We start from the raw sequence: 15,588 nt of genomic DNA, 5'->3' as shown, positions 1-15,588 counted from the left end.
GCTGCCTCAACCTTGCGAAGCAAACGTAGACCTTAAACCTGATCCAGAGCGCAGAAGGATCACCCTGCCCCTTGGCGTATCCAATGCTGAAGCCCATAATCGCGAATCAGGCGGTTGATATGGGAATAGGAATAGCAGATCTGGAATTCCCGCTCGATAAACCGCTGGACCATTGTGTTTGTCCAGCAATCCCCCGCAAGGCCAACCCTGTCAGGGCGCTGCCGAATTGAGTGAATCACGCGTGCGAGGTCCTCAGCGGTGAGACGCGGTCTGCGCCCGACGTCACCCATCTGCGCCAGGGCTTGCGCGCCCCCCTCTGTAAATGCGCTCGCATATCGTCGTGCTGTCGCTGCGCTTAAATCCAGTGTCGCGGCGACATGTGCGATGCTCTTCCCGGCAGCCAGCATCCGCGCTGCATGCTCACGGCGCCCCGACCAGCGGGACCCGTCTCGTTTGTCGTTGGCGCTCATGGGCACTCCCTCCCTGAACCTTCGCCGATGATCTCTCGTTTTCTTCGATGACACCATCAGGACTGAATCGAATTCGATCTCAGTCTTACACCGGCCCCTGTTCCGGCGGATGGCACCCCGCTCAGATGGCGAATGCACTCCCCCGCTGGCATATCAAACACCGCACCGGCACAGACAGCGTCAAAACCTGGGCAACGTCTGTCGCGTACATCACGTTAAAAATTCACAATCCTGCTTTCATCATTTCGATGCGCAAGCAACGAAGTTTGCCTGAAGCGGTGGCACCCGATGCGCGGCATCTCGCAACCTGGCCACGAAGGACAGCGGAACGGACAAGGCCGCAACCTGGTCGTGAACCGCGCGACTCGGGGTGATGAGCGCGATGGTTTGTGTTGCTTTCAGGACACGAAGCGCGCGAAACATTTTTGCTCAACTTGTTGACGCGAGACCTGCCGCTTACGCTACCGAATATGGGGAATCAGGCTGTGAATACAGCGGCGGTCATCATTGGTCGGGGAACGAGACATGAAACTCTCCCATAAACTCCAGGCGCGTTCGACGGCCTCTATCTGGTTGCTCGTTTTCGGCCTGCTTCTGTCAATGACTGGTATTACGTTGTGGTGCCATGGGATCAACACCCCGGCGGCAGAACAGACGGGGCGATCATTTGCTGTCACGGCCATTCTGATCGGTGTTATCTCGACGATCTATGCGGCGCACGAGCTTTCGCAAAGACGTCGATAAAAGAAGATGACGCCTGCTCTAAACATACGATGATGTCCATCGTCGTCGCTAAGGCGCGGGTTCGACCAAAATAGCGTCAGTCGCTCGCGCGTTCCATCGCCCAAAGTCCAGGCTCGATGGCATGCCGTCCGGATCAAACAGAAGCGCAACGATTTCCCGCGTCGGCACACTAGCGGGCAGTGTCGCGACCTTGCGAGGCCGAAACCACCGGCAGCGCGAAATTTCATTGCATGGATGCGGTCGTGCGTCGTCCGGCAAGACGCAGAAAAACACGTGATGGCATTTGTTCAGTCTACCGAACTGGAACAGATAGTCGAGCCTGTAACCCTCAAGCGCGGTCTCTTCGCCAAGTTCCCGATGGACTGCTTCCAGGGGAGTTTCGCCGCGCCAGATCGTGCCACCCGGTAGTGACCATCGAGACTGTCCCCTTTCGACAAGGAGGATTTTTTCTCGCTGCCAGCAAACGGCGGTTGCTCTCTCTTTCATGCTTCCGGATTTCGTTGTAGCTGCTATATTTTTCAGACGAATTGAACGTTGCTCAGGGAAGTAAACCTCGGTGCAGCGCCAGGCGCCAAGGTACGGGGAGCAACGCTCGCGCCCGCCGCGCCAGAGAGACAATCGGCGCAGCGGCTATCGCATTGTGCCGGGGAGAAAAAGAGATGAAAACCCGCTCGCCTGTGGAAATCTGCGCACCTTCGGGCATCTTTGCACTTGCCTGTGTGCTGTCTATCCCAACCTGCATCATCGCCGTGATCTGGATGACAGTGGGCGTCTGCTGCCTGGGCTACCGGAGCCTTGACCAGTTCCCCACGGAAGGCATTCCTCGCCGATGGCGCTACGGAATTCGTGGCGCCTTCCTGCACTTATGGCATCTCGCATGGTGGCCATGGTACGTGCGCGATGACCTGCGCCAGTGCGCCCGTCATGCGCAACGCCTCTTCATGCATCGTGGTCCTGACAGCACACGAGAAGCATCAGGCCGCAATGGCGGCGACGACCGCGCGGACAGGCCCTGAGCGGGCCTGCTGGCCGCGTGAACGTTCAATGACGCGTTCGCGTCCAGCGACACCAGTCGTGATGATCCAGATGACGGAGAAGGTCGGCGCGCCGACGCTCGCGACGGTAGTGCGCCATAACACCGTAAGCGGCAATCGCCAGCACCAGCATTCCAACAGCCGTACCCAGCAAGGATCCGTTCATATTTGCCTCCTCAGGTACATTCCTGTCGCTGCCCACCGGCACGGCGGGCAGCCCCCCACGAATATAGATCCGCTGGATGACAGGCTATCTGTGCGCTAGCGCACAGATAGCCACTCCGCATCACGTCGGGATGTGAGCGGAGGAAAGGACCATGACAGTGGGTTCTATTAACCCGGCCTTCCGCAGCGGTCAGCGCGCCTCGTGGCAGAACACATCATCGATGAGATTGCGCGCAGCGCTGTAGCCGCCCATCAGAGCATCGGCTTCAGTTGTGAAAGGTCGGCCGCCGGCCTCGCCAAAGCGCAGGGGAGAAAGTGGAGAGAGCGGACTGGACGCCTGAAAGATTCTGACGACCGCGATATAGCCCGGGCGCCGCTGCGCGAGCCGTTTTGCACCGATGGCCAAATCGGCCTCTACGGATACCTCGAGGGTATATCCCTCATGTTCATAGATGCGAGTCATGGTTGTCTCCCGCCTTATTTTTCATGGCGGCACGCGCGGACGCCCGGCATGCTTCCGGGACGCGAACAGATCGCCGCAAATTCGTTCGTCGTGACACGTGAGAGCGCAATCTGCACGTCGTCCAGATCTGCGTCGTCTTCAGACTGCTGCACGATGAGCTGCTTGACGCGCACGCTCCCGCTCCCCAGTGCCTGATGGACGGAGTCGAGCGACACACTCCCCCGCTCAGCCAGCAGCTGTATGCTGCGCTGTTGCCGAACGGAAATAAAGCGGCGTTCCAGCGGTTTCACGCCAGCCAGGATGATTACGATAATGACAGTGGCACCCATCGCTGCGGTGTACATGCCGCCGCCCACGGCAAGTCCGATCCCCGCAACCGACCACAGGCTCGCAGCGGTCGTCAAACCACGCACGACCTCGCCACGCAGCAGGATAGATCCCGCGCCCAGAAAACCAATCCCGGAGACTACCTGGGCGGCAACCCGTGAAGGATCGAGCACGACGTTTGGCTCCCCGAGCACGTCGGCGAACCCGAATGCCGATACGAGCATCATCAGTGCAGCGCCGACACACACCAGCATGTGCGTGCGCAGACCTGCCGCCCAGTTCAGTCGCTCGCGCTCAAAACCAGTCACGCTGCCGGGCAGCGCCGCCATCAGCAGTCGCGACAGCAGTTCAAAATTCCATATCATCTTTCACCCTCGGAACAGTGCGCGCTGAGCGCGAACCTGTAGCAAGGGCGGCATTGTGACATTTTTGTGACATACGCGCAGCGCGCCGGTGTTTCTCTTCGAACGTTGCGCCGAAAACGCCACCGAGAATGGCTCACACAGAAGCGTCAGTAGCCAGATGCTCGCTTCCGGCCTCAAAGCAGCAACGGAATTTACCGGACGTACGTGCTCTACCACGGGTCGAGCGAAGGCCGGTCTCGGGATTCGCACGGAACACATGAGTGCGTGGGCGCAAACTCGGCCCTTTCCTCGCACGAGCGATCGGCTTTGGGGCACCTGCCTGGCATCCAGACAGGATCATCAGATCGGGGATGCACTTGCTGGACGGAAGCGAATGGCCCATCAGAAGAATGATGGCTAGCGGGTACGACGTTTTCTCTTGAAACCCGCGGCGGCGCCCCCACCTCGCGAGGCACCCCGTTCAATTCCGACGCCCCATGCCCAACAAACCATCCTCACGCCTGCCTGCCGGACGTTCAAAGGCCATGCTGCTCCCCATGGCCCGCGACCGGGCGTCGGACCTGATCCTGCGCACGCGCCTGCTTCTGGAGCGCGCCCTGCGCGGCGATATTGACCGGGGGCTGATCAATCATTTCGCCCAGGTGTGCATTCTCACCGGATACGTAGCGCGCGCGGGCTACGCGAAACTCCCCCCCGGGCATGTCAATGCGGTCGAGGTGGAACTGGCGCAGGCATTGATCAACTTCGACGAAACCGGGGTCTGGGGTGTGCTATCGGACAAGCTCATCGCTGGCCTGAGAGATGTGGTCAATGAGTACGACCGTATGCTTGGAGCGGTTCGCCTTGAGGTTTTTGCGAAGGCCAGTGATTACCTGGACCACCTGATGGCCAGGGTCGCCAACGAAAAGACCGGGCAGACGGAACCGTCCGCCGCACTTGCGTATACGCATCGCGCTACCGCGCCGGCTACGCACCAGGTCGCATCGTCCCACGCGTAAAGGCCGCGTAGCGCGCGTCGCGCGCGAGGGACTGGAAATGCGCCTCGCCACTTCGCTAACCGCTTCAGGCAGCAGGCGAAGTGGCGGGCCCTGGTTGGTCTCTCAGGTTCAAGCGTATCGCCGCTCATTGTTGACGGCGTGGCAGGACGGTAATGGAGCGCGCGATTTGCATCAACGGCGCTAAATCGTTGCAGCCAACACTTCGCGAGAAATATGTCTGATTAATTGGCGCAACGATAAATCACTAACATCAGTCCGTACATTCGATTTCGAGGTGGATTCCTGACCTGAGGCGTCCGCGCAGACTCCAGAGGCGCGAAACTGGGGTCGTTGAGGCATCGCAAGACACGTTCCGGTCTGCCCCGCAGACTGTGGGAGCGCTTGCCGGGTTGTAGTTCTCGCACACGTGAACGAGTTCAACTGGCAGTCGAAGTGTCAAAGCTCAAGGCGAGACGGCTTTCGGACGTCGCTTCCGCCATCTGAAAGCCAGCAATGCGTTTATGGGACGTTCCGGTCAGTCAACGTTCGCCCTCAGTCGGGTGCAACGCCCGACCACAAATGGCAACGTCCCCTGGAGCCGTTACGTCACCGATCTGCCGATGTCACCGTCCTGGGTTCGCTGGCCAGATCCAGGCAACCCTGAATGCAAGCTCACAAAAAGTTCACGCTCCCCCTGCGAATTGCGTGCTTTACCCGACCACATTTGAGTCAGCACGAGTCAACATGATTGACTCGATATTCGACCGCTGCGCGAGCGCAGCCAGCATCTTCTGGTCGTCGAAGCGAAATACGCACAGCAAATGTTCGTTCGATGCGAGCGTCCCAATCTGGGAGGGAGACAGGCCGACAAGGTAATCGGCTATCTCTGGAGCCATCGCGAGTCTGGCCAGACCCTGCGCCCTGTCCTCGATCAACATGCGTTGTACGAGCATGAGAAAAGCGAGATTGATGTCGCGAATGCTTTCATGCGAGTCGAACGATTTCATCATTCCGTGTTTTTATATCCAGATGCCAGCGGCTACACTGGTCGCACTACACGATTCATTCACACACATCTCTTTGATGCTTTCTGATTGAGTTCAGATGAATAGAGATTTTTACTGATGACTTCTGTTTTGAGATTAATCTAACTGCGTTCTTCCGGTCAAGCTTCAGACCACCAGATCGCAGCGGTGACCACACCCCACGTGGAGAAACCTTCACTTTGGCGAACCAGACTGGGCGCGGATCTCTGCGTCAACACAACGACTCCACCGCTTCGGATCTATAGACTGATTTGACCTGCGTCGACGAATCCATACTAATCGACTCGCATTCCTTATTATATTTTTTCACGAATTCTACCCATTTCGATGCACAGAATTAGTTGAATTGCATAATCGGATCAATCACTCCGGTGTCTTAAAAAAACCGTGTGATTTCAAAATCTGCACGCCGCGTCATCCTCACACACATGCTTCGTACACTGTGCTACAACGAGCCGGCATCCCCCTGGATGGCCAGGAGCCGCGGCGAGACCGCCGAAAGGGACACGTCTGAGAATACGCCCGGTCGATGGCAGTCGAAGGCCACTACGCATCCCGCAGCCAGCGATAACCGTCGTCGCCAGGACGGCGGAGCTCTAGGCTGTGTGGGCGACGCAGTCTGCCGTCACGGTTCGCCTGCAACGCCAAGGCGTGCCAGGCTCAATGTATGAATTTGCCGCACGATTGGGGAGCGATAGTCAAGAAACCAACCGCCCTCGAGATTGAACAACTTGATCAGATCCGCTTCGTCGTGGGGAAGTGGCAGGGCGTGGACGTCTTGCGCCAGCTCCTGCGCGATGTCGATCAGCTTCGCGCGTTCGAGCCAATCGCAACGCGCACCATTGGAAGATAACCACATCTGGCACGACTCAATCAGATGATCGGTTCGCAGCCAGGCACCACTGCGCGCGTACGCGAGAAGCTCCCCCACCACGAGGAAAGACAACAGTTCGGCCCTTGTCTCTCCGTCCATAGTCTCCCTCTCCGTCAGCACGGTAGTGCCAATGCCTTTGCAGCGCGACGCGCAATGAACGGTCCGCACCTTGGGTTTGCGGGACCCGCCTTCCAGCGGCGAAGTCTGATCACACGGTTAAGTCAGTGTAGCTTTCCGGATTGACGTCGTCTCGCGGTCACCAGTAGTGGATTGCTGTCTTCACCTGACGCGCTCTCATTGACGTCAACTGTAGTGACGACGACGCGTACATCCTGGGCAAAGGCATCATCGAACCGCTCCCGTGCAGTCGCCATGCACCCGTCGGCATCCATCCCGCCCGCGCTTGCCGCCAGTTGGGCCGAGGCCCGGGCAGCAAGGCCAAACGCGCAGACGGCTTCCTCCCACGACAGTCCAAGCTCCAGCATCTGTCGAACCAGTTGTCCCGCCACCCGACCGATCCTGTCCCTGATCTCGTCATCCATACTGCGACTTCCTTACTCTTCCATTCGATTCAACCCGCCCGCAACCCGCTTCCCGGTCGCTGGCCATTGACCATACAGCAGCTCAACCATTGCACGAGCCGGAAGCTCGCCATGAGTGTGCGGATCCTGCGCGGACGAAACCAGCGGCACCGTCGATCCCGTTTTTCATCTGAGGCTTTACGCCTTCTGCAAGACCGACAAATTACCTGATGGCATTTGTTGAATCCGCCAAGCTGGAACAGATAGCCGGGTTCGACGTCCGCCAACGTTGCCCCCTCAACAAGTTCGCACCGCGCTGCGTCGACAGGCGATTCATGCCGACGGATCGTGCCTCCCGGGAGCGACCAGCGGCCCCGCCGCCGTTCCACAAGCAGGATCCGTCGTTTCTCCAGCATACGACTGAAGCACGCTCTTTCATATTTTAAGGCTTGCACACACGTACGAAATATCTCGAGCACGACTTCGAAACACAGCCAACGGGCGGCCGGATCTCTGTCCCGCCATTCGCTATGGCGAAGCAACGCCGCGCGCCGAGCCTGTTTATTCACAATCGGCCGTTGTTTCGCGTCACGCGCTCATGAAGGGCGAGTAGTGCTGCGCGGGCCGTCGACGTTCCACTCGGCATCTCAATCGCTGGCATCAGCGCGGCGATGAGCGCGAAGCCTGCCCCGCCCGTGATGGCGCGCCCGGCGTATCAGTCTCAAGACGGTCGATGCGGGCAAGCAACGCTTTAGCCTGCTTCTCGATATGGATTGGCAGATGAGGCTTCGCCAGGACATCGCGAACACGCGCGCGCCAATAGTTCAGATCCGCGATCGCTTCACCTTCGAGCGCACGCCGGCTTTCAGCTGAGTATTCGAGATGGCCAAGCACCTTGCCAATGTGCATCAGCTCACTCTCTCCAGAATCGTAACCCACGTCTACTTCCCTTCCTTGCTGTCTGAAATTTTCTGACGAAGCCACAACCTAGCCGCATCAGGATGTCCTTTAAAGTTTCAGAGGCGCTGGCCACGCCTTTGCCGCTACTCGTGGAGGTCAAAGCGACGAAGGACCTCAGCACGACGTCTCTCACGCCGGTAGTGTGCCGCAACGCCAACCGCTGCGATCACGAGCACAAGGGTGCCCACCGCCATACCCACCCAGGTCTCGTCCATACTCGCCTCCGCCGCATCACTGGATCTGCCTTCTCCTCCCGGCAGAGCGAAACGCAAATGTAGTACGCGCGCATGCGGGTCGCGTTGAATGTGGCCGGACTCAGGACACACGTGCGATTGCACGCAGCAGCGCGTCGCCGCGCGGTGTTACCCTGACCACGGATACACCGGTATCGCGCTGATCAATCGCGATCAGGTTGAGCGCACGAAGCGCCACTAGCTCAATGCGTGTGTCGTCCATGCGCTCCGTCGCGCCTTTGACCAGGATCAGCGTGGCAATCTCGTGGGGACTCAGCATGCTGTGTCTCATGAAGTCATAAACGCACCGCAAATCGCAAGGAAGGACGCGACTACATAGCTGCTGCGCCGGACAGTCAAGCTGTCCTGGACGACTGAACCTTTTTCGCGTCGGGGCCGGTCACTAAACTGCAGTCAAGACCCGCGCTCACTCGCGGGTTGCCAACATGCCAGCGTGGTCTGCAAGGACCGGCGGACTGAACATTGTCATAGCCTGCATCGCGACATCCAGCCAGAAACTCGTCTGCACTGAATACTGTGAGACGAGCGCGCCGACGACACTGGCAGGATCCCAGAGCGAGAGGCATGACACGCCGATGGCTTGCTCACTGTCGGCACGCGCTCCTTTACCAGCCAGCAGCGCTGAATAAGCCGCAAGGTTCAGTTGTGCGAGATCGCCAACGCTCCTGACCAGTTGACCAGGTGCGAAGGGAAAGAGGGCTGCGAGGGCAATCGGGGTGGCAAGTGATTTTTTATCAGTAGTGCTCATTATATGAATCCGTCAAGATAACCAACGGGTAGGCCGCTGCCACAGCGGCCAATAGTCAGTCAGCTCCCAAGCCAAACAATCGACTCGCGAAATCTGCCCAACCCATCTAGAGCACACATTCTAACTTTGTTAAATCGGCACTACAGGCGCAATGTTCCCAGGAATTCCCCCAATTGGCGCCATTGCAGATTGCCGGAATCCCTCTCGTGATTCGCGAGTCATGCCTGAATTTGCATAGTCATGATCTTAGAGAGTCAAGACTGGCGCGCTGATGAAAAAGAGCGGTGTTCACCCGCTGTTATCGTTTTAGCTCGTTGCGTTGATCGGGAATCCCAGCACATTGCAGAGATCCCGGGCAAATTCCTCCAGGACTTCCAGGTATTCAGGACTTTCTGGCGAGCAGTCTTCCAGCATTCTCTTGCCTTGCGCCCGCCGGATTGTGCGGATACTGGCCGCCACAGCCCACGCCTCATTAAGTAACGGGACGCTGCGATCTTCTTGTCGTTCATCTTGTCTCATGAGTGGATTTTCGGCGCGGAAACACCAAACTTTAGCCTTGCTGATCAGGTCAGTCAGATCTATCCCCTATCCAGCTGTCAATTGACCCAATAATGCTGGTCACGAAGCGTCATCAGGCGAAGAACGCTTTGAAACTGTCACTGTTTTGACAATAATGCTGTTACTTCAGGCATCCTGCTCACATCGTTGCTTGCAAGTGCACACCGGACAGTGCTTCCGGGACGCGCAATAGTTTTGTCACCTTCGAATAGACGATGAAGCGGGCTCGGCTGATATGGCTGGGTCAGCGATCAACCCGTTCCTGAACAAGCGCACGTGCCAGCGGCAACAATTGCGATGGTCATCGCGTAAGCTCACACACGGGGCCAGCCGCGGCGCTTTCGTACCTCTCAGCCGCGCTGCCACGTAGGCCGAGCCCGAGCAATGCCCTCGGTGAGCTTCAGTGTCGGGAACCGCAGTTTCATTTTTGTGACCAGTTAAACCCCGGAACCCCGCATTGCGGGGTTCATAAACTTCCACTCCCGGAAAAGACCATGGCAACCGCGAAGAAGAATGCAGTAGAACAGGCAGAGACACTTTTCGATAACTCCAGGGCAGCGGTGCCTGCCGAAAAGGTTATGTCCCAATACCAGGCTTTGCTGGCGCAGCGCGCCGAACTGGAAGCGCAGATTGCGGCAGTCCGGGAAGAGGAAGTGGCGAACGCGCTGGAACAGATCCGGCAGCTTGTCGATGAATACGATCTGCATGAAGAAGTCCAGTTCACGCGTGCTAGCCGTGGCGCCCCGCGCGGCTCCGGTGCCGGTGTCGCTCGTGGCCCTGTCGCAGCCAAGTACCGCGACCCAGACTCAGGGGCAACGTGGAGCGGGCGCGGCAAGCCCCCTGCCTGGATCGCGGGCAAGGACCGGACCCAATTCGTCATTGGCTGAAATACCGCCCAGGAACTCCCACAATGCGGGGCTCCTCACTTTCTGCAACTGTTGAGGTGCGTGCAAAATTGATCTAGTGGGGGGAGTTTCAACGGCAAATCGCCGCACAGCACGAGATCGCGCAACCCAACCACCTTAGGGTGTGTCTGGCGCACCGCCGGGTATGCCAGTCCACCCTCGTTAAACGTGTGCACCTCTGCGCCCATTGCAGCGAGCAGGCGCGTCGCCTCTTCGCTCAGCAGCAGGCTGAACCTCATGCGAAATCAGTGTGCTTGCACTGGGGCCGATCCATGATGCCCGAGAGAAGTGATTCAACCGCATCGTGACATGGGTACCCAGCCATGGGGACGTGTTACCCATGCCGCTCAAGGCATCCGGTCGCGAATCGCGATCAGCAGGTCGACATGTCTTTCTACGAGCAGCGGGATCGGCGATTCGCCGCTGATCCACCGTCCAACTGTTCGCCGGTCGTATCCGGCATATTCCGCAAAGGTGACCTGGGTCCAGCCAAGGCGAGCCAGCGCGTAAGCAAGGTCCGCATGCCTCACCGATCAAGCAAAATGTCGCACTTGTCTCCGATAACACGGGACATTTTGTCATAGCGAGTGCAAACAGGCGACTCCCCGTTGCAACGAGGCAGCCAGGTCGGCCCAGTGCTGGGTCGACAGACCTTTCCGGCAAGGAAACCGGGTCGCCGGCGCTTTCAGACGCGACAAATGGCAGCGTGAACATCAATATGTGCCGCTTCTGAAGTCCGGAGCACGCTGACCTGTCGGCCGGGCCATGACAGCCCCACATCCGTCAACACGACGGCCGAAGTGCTCAGCGTTCCTGCCGCGTATCCGGGATCAGGTAGACACGGGCCTCGAGTACGCGCAGCTGCGGCGGCTCCTGAGCGATGCCCCATGCGCGCAACAGGGCATCAAACGAAGCTTCGACTGTCGAGGAGCGTGGCTCGGGCAGTGAAACACCGGTCGACCGGTAGCGCACGGCGCCTCGTTGAGCCGCACCGTTTGCCCGTGCGACCGCCCCATTGCGTAGTGCGTAACGGATGACGTCTGAAGCTTCACGTGAGCCCATCAATCCCGAGGCCGTAATCTCACTGACTGACGCACTTTCACGTTGCGCCAGCCAGCCCAGCAGCGCGAGCGCACCAGCGTAGACCTTCATGCCTGACCTCTCCCTTTCGGCCTCGTTATGATTTTTCGGTGGCCTGTAGATAGCGAAGGTTCAGGACGTAGTGCGCCCCCCTTCAGAGCCTGCGCGTCACCGCAGACCGCCGACAACATGGTTATCGGTCGTGATTCCTGAGCGCTTGAATCGTCTGCAAAGGTCGATGGTTGCTGTTCCCAGTTCGTTACTTTTGCGCCCGGGCTCGTGCATTGGCTTCATCCGCGATCGAGTTCGGCGTATCGAACGTGACGCCACCGTCCCATTCGAGCGAGACTGGCGCGCCGCAGAAGGAGCAGGCCGAGGTCTCGCCGTCATGCGAATCGCCGTCGAGGCGCTGCTCGCCGCGGTGGCCACATTCGGCGCATCTGTAGACATACAGCACTTTTCCGGCTCGCGTCATCCTTCACCCTCCTTCGGGACCGACTTGACGCGTAGTTCCAGCAGCAACTTCCGTAACCCTACGTCGGTCTGGACACACGCCAGCTCCACCGAGCCGGTTTTCTCCAGATCAGTGCAGCTTGCTACCGTGCCGGCGTAGCGCGGTCGCCAGCAGGGGATTGTCGTCCGCCTCCTCTCCGGCACCTTCAGACTGGTTCGTCGTGACGATGACCCGCACATCGATCTCAAACGCCTCCATCAATTGCTGGCGCGCAATCGAAACACAGTCTTTACCGCCATCTGCCCCAGCACTTGTGGCCGTCTGCGCAGCCGCTCTGGCGGCCAGACCAAATGCGGCCACGGCTTCTTCCCAGGTCAGCCCGAGCTCGATGATCTGCTGTACAAGCTTAGCCACCACCGCGCCGATCTTCTCTCCGGTTTCGTCATCCGTGTTCTACGTTTCGCATAATCAGGTTCTTCTGGCACATCAATCAAACGACGCGAATCCGGCTCTCCCTATCCGTCATCGCTGGTGGCCATAGCCGTCCGCTCGATAACGGCGCGAACCTGGCGCGCTGTCCGATTTCCCCGCAAGTGGTCGCTCGCGGGCAGATCATACCGACGACGATTGGCACGACGCAATGCGCCTTCCGCGTGACAGCACTGATGCGATTTGTGCGACCCATCGCATGGACCTGCGCGGGAAGAATCCGCCGGCATGCGTGCCGCTCTCAATCCTGCGAGCAGGCCGGCGTCAAGCTGGATCAATGACCTACAGCCAATGGCTTCCCCCCTGTCCGCAATTTGTACACATTTTTCGGACAAGCGCCCCCGGATAGCAACCGCATTAATGGGGCCACATTTGAGGCAGTCTTGACTACAGAGTGCCGCCGTGAGGCGTCTACGGGGCAAGGATGTGGCAGACCGTTAGATGCATTTTTTGCTGGCGCACGACGCTCTCGCGACGATCAGACGAACGCGCCGGATCTCGTCGCCGGCGGCCTTCGTTGTGTTGTGAACTTTCGCAAGACTCACCGACGAATTGCGATAGCCGTGACGCGCGCTGTGCGCATCGCTACCAACGCGCGCGGGGCCGCGTCCCGCACACGCGCCAGTGGAATCCGAACGTCGCGATGGCATCTAAATCGATAAGCCTGACCGCGACCCGCCTGCACGTCGTCATGCATGATTCGAGCACGATGCAGTGACATCAAGTCGTGACGCGGAGAAACCCTTGATCCCAATTCGTGAGAGATGCGCAAAAAGATAAGTAACCCGTTCACTTCCATCGGATGTCATCAAAGCGTGAAAGACCAGCCCCTCAAAACTCAGTCATGAATCGATAGCTTCTCTAAACGTTGGCATGCAACGGATCGCGAGGATGGAAACAGTTGGAAATCCATGAATTGATCATTTCACACGGCAAATGACTACATTTGAACAATTCAAATGCGCGTTATGGCATAGTTCGTCAAACCAACTTCAGGGAAACAAAAACAATGGCCACGCTCGATTCCATTCAGGCAAAGATTGCGAAGCTTCAGGCTCAGGCAGAAGCACTTGTCGTCACCAAGTCGACGGTCGTCTTGAACAAGATTCGTGACTTGATGGACAAGCACGGTATCAGTGTTGCCGACGTCGACGCTCACGTAGGCAAGCGTCGCGGCGGCAAAGCTGCGAAGGCTGTCGGCACCGCATCGGTTGCGAAGTACCGCGATCCGAAGAGTGGCGCGACGTGGTCGGGCCATGGCCGCGCGCCGCAGTGGATTGCCGGCGCGAAGGATCGAAGCAAGTTCCTCGTTGAAGGTGCCACCCAGGCCGCCGCACCCGTGAAAACTGAAGGGAAGCGTACCGGAAACTACAAGCGCGGTCCGCAGCCAGCGCTCTATCGCGATCCGAAATCTGGCGGGACCTGGAGCGGTCGCGGCCGTGCTCCGGCCTGGATTGCGAATGCGAAAGACCGCACGCGCTTCCTGATCGCAGACGCTGATAGCAAGACTGTCGAAGCCCCTGCCGCGAAAAAAACTGCAACGGCAAGGAACGCCGCGGCAACAAAGAAAGCGGCGCCTGCCAAACAGGCAACTGCTGCAAAGAAGGCAGCGCCTGTCAAAAAGGCCGGTGCCGCGAAGAAAGCCGCTCCGGCCAGGAAGGCGACCACGGCGAAAAAGGCCGCACCGGTTAAGGCAGTAAGCACCGCGAAAGAAGCGACTGCCCCGAAGAAGGCGAGCGCGACCAGGAAGGCCACCCCGGCCAAGAAAGCGACGACTGCCCGCAAGGCCCCGACGAAAAAAGCCGCCGCTGCAAATGCTCAGGTGCAGGACACGACGACCGCGTCTGCGCCCAGCCAAAATGCCGTGCAGGCAACTGATCTGTCGACGGCAACCGCATAAGAGACTCCGCGTCCCGCAGTTGCGGGACGCCTCTGGTGCCGGTCGTTACTGCGAGTTTCAGAACCTGGACGTACTCAGACCCGCCAGCTACTTTTGAATCTCTTCCGCTTTCCCCAGATCCGGATTCACAGAGTGCCAGCGACGCGCCCTGTGTTCCAGGCCGCCGAGTCCCCCAACAGACTCGGCGGCTTTTTCTTTTGGCACACCGCCTGGGATAGCGCATCTGCTATTGTCGGCAGCGAGAACATTCCGTCGATGCGGGGTAGAGTATCGACTGCAGAGTGAACGTTCACCAAACCACCGGTCACTTGTCATTCGGCAGACACTTATACTGCCTTTGCTCTCGAAGCAGTGACCGTGGGAACTTCAGTGAGCAGCGAGATTCGCATGCGGGATATCCATATTCAGTCGATCGCGGACTCCGTAAATTCCTATCGACCAGCGAATTACACTGAAACCTGTGAGCAGAGAGTGCGGGTATGCCCTCGCACTCTCGAAACGCTCGAAACGCTCGACAGATCCTCTTGATGTGTCTGGACAGCACAGACGTTAAGTGCCCTATGATATTCTGGTGGCACACGACTTGCACGGGTTCAATCTGAAAACCACGTAGCGAGTGGAGATAACCGGGATGGATGAAAGAAAGCGAGATAGCATCGTGGCCTACCTGCAACGCAGGATGGCCGAATTCGATATCACACCAGAGGCCATTGCAGCCTCAATCGCCGAAGACCAGCTTCGACTCAACTCCGTGAGATATCGCGACGCCTTTGGCAATGGCTGGGATGGCCAGGGTGCCGCACCGCAATGGATCGTGAATGCAACCAGCGCTGGACAATCGCCCGAGCACTTTGCGGTGGCCAGAGCAGCAGAAGTCCCAACGAGCGGACGTACTGGCGTAGACTGGCGCGACGATCCATTTGCGGGTAGTCGACTCGCAACCGTAAAGCCAGAGCATCATCAGATTCCCTGAACGAGCAGACAAGGTCGTATTGGCTTCTTAACCCCGCTTTGCGCAGATGTCTGCCTGATCGGGACGCAGCCGCTTTCTGCGGGAACGAATGGCTGGGATGGAGCGCACGCGGCGCTCTAAGTTGCCTGTTCGCGCAAACCTGAGCCGAGTCGTCAGGACGGGATAAGGAACCGGTCCCGGTTCTTCGCTCCTTTGATCCAGTCAGGCGCCCGTCCCCGGCCCGACCACGTGGCGCCGGATTTCGGATCCTGGTATTTCGCGGGTGAAGCCCCTGCAGTGCT

Annotated in this window: 24 protein-coding genes; 6 read left to right on the top strand and 18 right to left on the bottom strand. The window is 58.7% G+C overall.

Translation table 11 applies throughout. The annotated features are described in order from the left end of the window. Positions 1-59: 59 nt before the first annotated feature. Positions 60-470, bottom strand: coding sequence for a helix-turn-helix domain-containing protein (locus U5782_RS32695; protein WP_322048019.1), 411 nt, complete (start codon positions 468-470; stop codon positions 60-62). A gap of 525 nt (positions 471-995) precedes the next feature. Here U5782_RS32695 and U5782_RS32690 point away from each other — a divergent pair. Beyond that, complete coding sequence (locus U5782_RS32690) at positions 996-1,214, top strand: hypothetical protein (protein WP_322048018.1); 219 nt, start codon at positions 996-998, stop codon at positions 1,212-1,214. 48 nt (positions 1,215-1,262) lie between these two features. Here the strand turns inward: U5782_RS32690 and U5782_RS32685 are convergent, their stop codons facing one another. Continuing rightward, on the bottom strand, positions 1,263-1,700 hold the full coding sequence (locus tag U5782_RS32685; RefSeq protein WP_322048017.1) for an NUDIX hydrolase: 438 nt from the start codon (positions 1,698-1,700) through the stop codon (positions 1,263-1,265). A gap of 173 nt (positions 1,701-1,873) precedes the next feature. Between U5782_RS32685 and U5782_RS32680 the strand changes: the two genes are divergently transcribed. Continuing rightward, positions 1,874-2,230: a hypothetical protein gene (locus U5782_RS32680; RefSeq protein ID WP_322048016.1), complete on the top strand. Its 357-nt coding sequence runs from the start codon at positions 1,874-1,876 to the stop codon at positions 2,228-2,230. Between the two features lie 373 nt (positions 2,231-2,603). Here the strand turns inward: U5782_RS32680 and U5782_RS32675 are convergent, their stop codons facing one another. Next, entirely contained in the window at positions 2,604-2,876 is a 273-nt protein-coding gene (locus U5782_RS32675; protein WP_322048015.1) for a hypothetical protein, read from the bottom strand. A gap of 14 nt (positions 2,877-2,890) precedes the next feature. Further along, a complete protein-coding gene (locus tag U5782_RS32670) occupies positions 2,891-3,568 on the bottom strand; it encodes an MgtC/SapB family protein (RefSeq protein ID WP_322048014.1) in 678 nt (225 codons plus the stop codon). Positions 3,569-4,044: 476 nt separating this feature from the next. On the opposite strand from U5782_RS32670, the gene U5782_RS32665 reads away from it, so the two are divergent. Further along, positions 4,045-4,566, top strand: coding sequence for a hypothetical protein (locus tag U5782_RS32665; protein ID WP_322048013.1), 522 nt, complete (start codon positions 4,045-4,047; stop codon positions 4,564-4,566). 689 nt (positions 4,567-5,255) lie between these two features. On the opposite strand, the gene U5782_RS32660 is transcribed toward U5782_RS32665, so the two are convergent. The 8 genes from U5782_RS32660 to U5782_RS32625 all read right to left on the bottom strand — a co-directional run bounded on the left by U5782_RS32660 (position 5,256) and on the right by U5782_RS32625 (position 9,467). Next, complete coding sequence (locus U5782_RS32660) at positions 5,256-5,555, bottom strand: flagellar transcriptional regulator FlhD (RefSeq protein WP_322048012.1); 300 nt, start codon at positions 5,553-5,555, stop codon at positions 5,256-5,258. A gap of 661 nt (positions 5,556-6,216) precedes the next feature. Further along, positions 6,217-6,564: a hypothetical protein gene (locus U5782_RS32655; RefSeq protein WP_322048011.1), complete on the bottom strand. Its 348-nt coding sequence runs from the start codon at positions 6,562-6,564 to the stop codon at positions 6,217-6,219. 122 nt (positions 6,565-6,686) lie between these two features. Then, positions 6,687-7,007, bottom strand: a complete 321-nt coding sequence (locus U5782_RS32650) for a hypothetical protein (protein ID WP_322048010.1) — start codon at positions 7,005-7,007, stop codon at positions 6,687-6,689. A 29-nt stretch (positions 7,008-7,036) separates the two neighbouring features. Further along, entirely contained in the window at positions 7,037-7,402 is a 366-nt protein-coding gene (locus U5782_RS32645) for an NUDIX domain-containing protein (protein ID WP_322048009.1), read from the bottom strand. Between the two features lie 244 nt (positions 7,403-7,646). After that, positions 7,647-7,925 carry a hypothetical protein gene (locus U5782_RS32640; RefSeq protein WP_322048008.1) on the bottom strand — a complete coding sequence of 93 codons (279 nt, stop codon included), beginning with the start codon at positions 7,923-7,925 and terminating at the stop codon, positions 7,647-7,649. A gap of 336 nt (positions 7,926-8,261) precedes the next feature. After that, positions 8,262-8,459 carry a hypothetical protein gene (locus U5782_RS32635; protein WP_322048007.1) on the bottom strand — a complete coding sequence of 66 codons (198 nt, stop codon included), beginning with the start codon at positions 8,457-8,459 and terminating at the stop codon, positions 8,262-8,264. Positions 8,460-8,606: 147 nt separating this feature from the next. Beyond that, entirely contained in the window at positions 8,607-8,948 is a 342-nt protein-coding gene (locus U5782_RS32630; RefSeq protein WP_322048006.1) for a hypothetical protein, read from the bottom strand. Between the two features lie 306 nt (positions 8,949-9,254). After that, complete coding sequence (locus U5782_RS32625; RefSeq protein ID WP_322048005.1) at positions 9,255-9,467, bottom strand: hypothetical protein; 213 nt, start codon at positions 9,465-9,467, stop codon at positions 9,255-9,257. A gap of 617 nt (positions 9,468-10,084) precedes the next feature. Between U5782_RS32625 and U5782_RS32620 the strand changes: the two genes are divergently transcribed. After that, positions 10,085-10,393: an H-NS histone family protein gene (locus U5782_RS32620; RefSeq protein ID WP_322048073.1), complete on the top strand. Its 309-nt coding sequence runs from the start codon at positions 10,085-10,087 to the stop codon at positions 10,391-10,393. Positions 10,394-10,428: 35 nt separating this feature from the next. Here U5782_RS32620 and U5782_RS41685 read toward each other — a convergent pair whose 3' ends face one another. The 5 genes from U5782_RS41685 to U5782_RS32600 form a co-directional block, all read right to left on the bottom strand. After that, positions 10,429-10,650 (bottom strand): hypothetical protein, encoded by a 222-nt coding sequence (locus U5782_RS41685; protein ID WP_415914444.1) that lies wholly within the window; start codon positions 10,648-10,650, stop codon positions 10,429-10,431. A 108-nt stretch (positions 10,651-10,758) separates the two neighbouring features. Then, positions 10,759-10,941, bottom strand: coding sequence for a helix-turn-helix domain-containing protein (locus U5782_RS41680; RefSeq protein WP_415914443.1), 183 nt, complete (start codon positions 10,939-10,941; stop codon positions 10,759-10,761). A 274-nt stretch (positions 10,942-11,215) separates the two neighbouring features. Continuing rightward, on the bottom strand, positions 11,216-11,563 hold the full coding sequence (locus U5782_RS32610) for a hypothetical protein (RefSeq protein ID WP_322048004.1): 348 nt from the start codon (positions 11,561-11,563) through the stop codon (positions 11,216-11,218). A 187-nt stretch (positions 11,564-11,750) separates the two neighbouring features. Next, the gene (locus tag U5782_RS32605) at positions 11,751-11,966 is read right to left on the bottom strand and encodes a hypothetical protein (RefSeq protein WP_322048003.1); all 216 of its coding nucleotides are present in this window, start codon (positions 11,964-11,966) and stop codon (positions 11,751-11,753) included. Between the two features lie 108 nt (positions 11,967-12,074). After that, positions 12,075-12,359 carry a hypothetical protein gene (locus tag U5782_RS32600; protein WP_322048002.1) on the bottom strand — a complete coding sequence of 95 codons (285 nt, stop codon included), beginning with the start codon at positions 12,357-12,359 and terminating at the stop codon, positions 12,075-12,077. Between the two features lie 1,084 nt (positions 12,360-13,443). Between U5782_RS32600 and U5782_RS32595 the strand changes: the two genes are divergently transcribed. Both U5782_RS32595 and U5782_RS32590 read left to right on the top strand, forming a co-directional pair. Then, the gene (locus tag U5782_RS32595) at positions 13,444-14,334 is read left to right on the top strand and encodes an H-NS family nucleoid-associated regulatory protein (protein ID WP_322048001.1); all 891 of its coding nucleotides are present in this window, start codon (positions 13,444-13,446) and stop codon (positions 14,332-14,334) included. Positions 14,335-14,965: 631 nt separating this feature from the next. Beyond that, positions 14,966-15,307, top strand: coding sequence for an H-NS family nucleoid-associated regulatory protein (locus U5782_RS32590; RefSeq protein ID WP_322048000.1), 342 nt, complete (start codon positions 14,966-14,968; stop codon positions 15,305-15,307). Positions 15,308-15,459: 152 nt separating this feature from the next. Here U5782_RS32590 and U5782_RS32585 read toward each other — a convergent pair. Then, positions 15,460-15,588, bottom strand: a 129-nt coding sequence (locus U5782_RS32585) for an H-NS family nucleoid-associated regulatory protein (protein WP_322048072.1), incomplete at its 5' end; no start/stop codon positions are given.

Origin of the sequence: Paraburkholderia sp. J67 (assembly GCF_905220265.1) — a bacterium.
Classification (GTDB): domain Bacteria; phylum Pseudomonadota; class Gammaproteobacteria; order Burkholderiales; family Burkholderiaceae; genus Paraburkholderia.
This window is presented reverse-complemented; position numbering and strand designations above follow the sequence as displayed.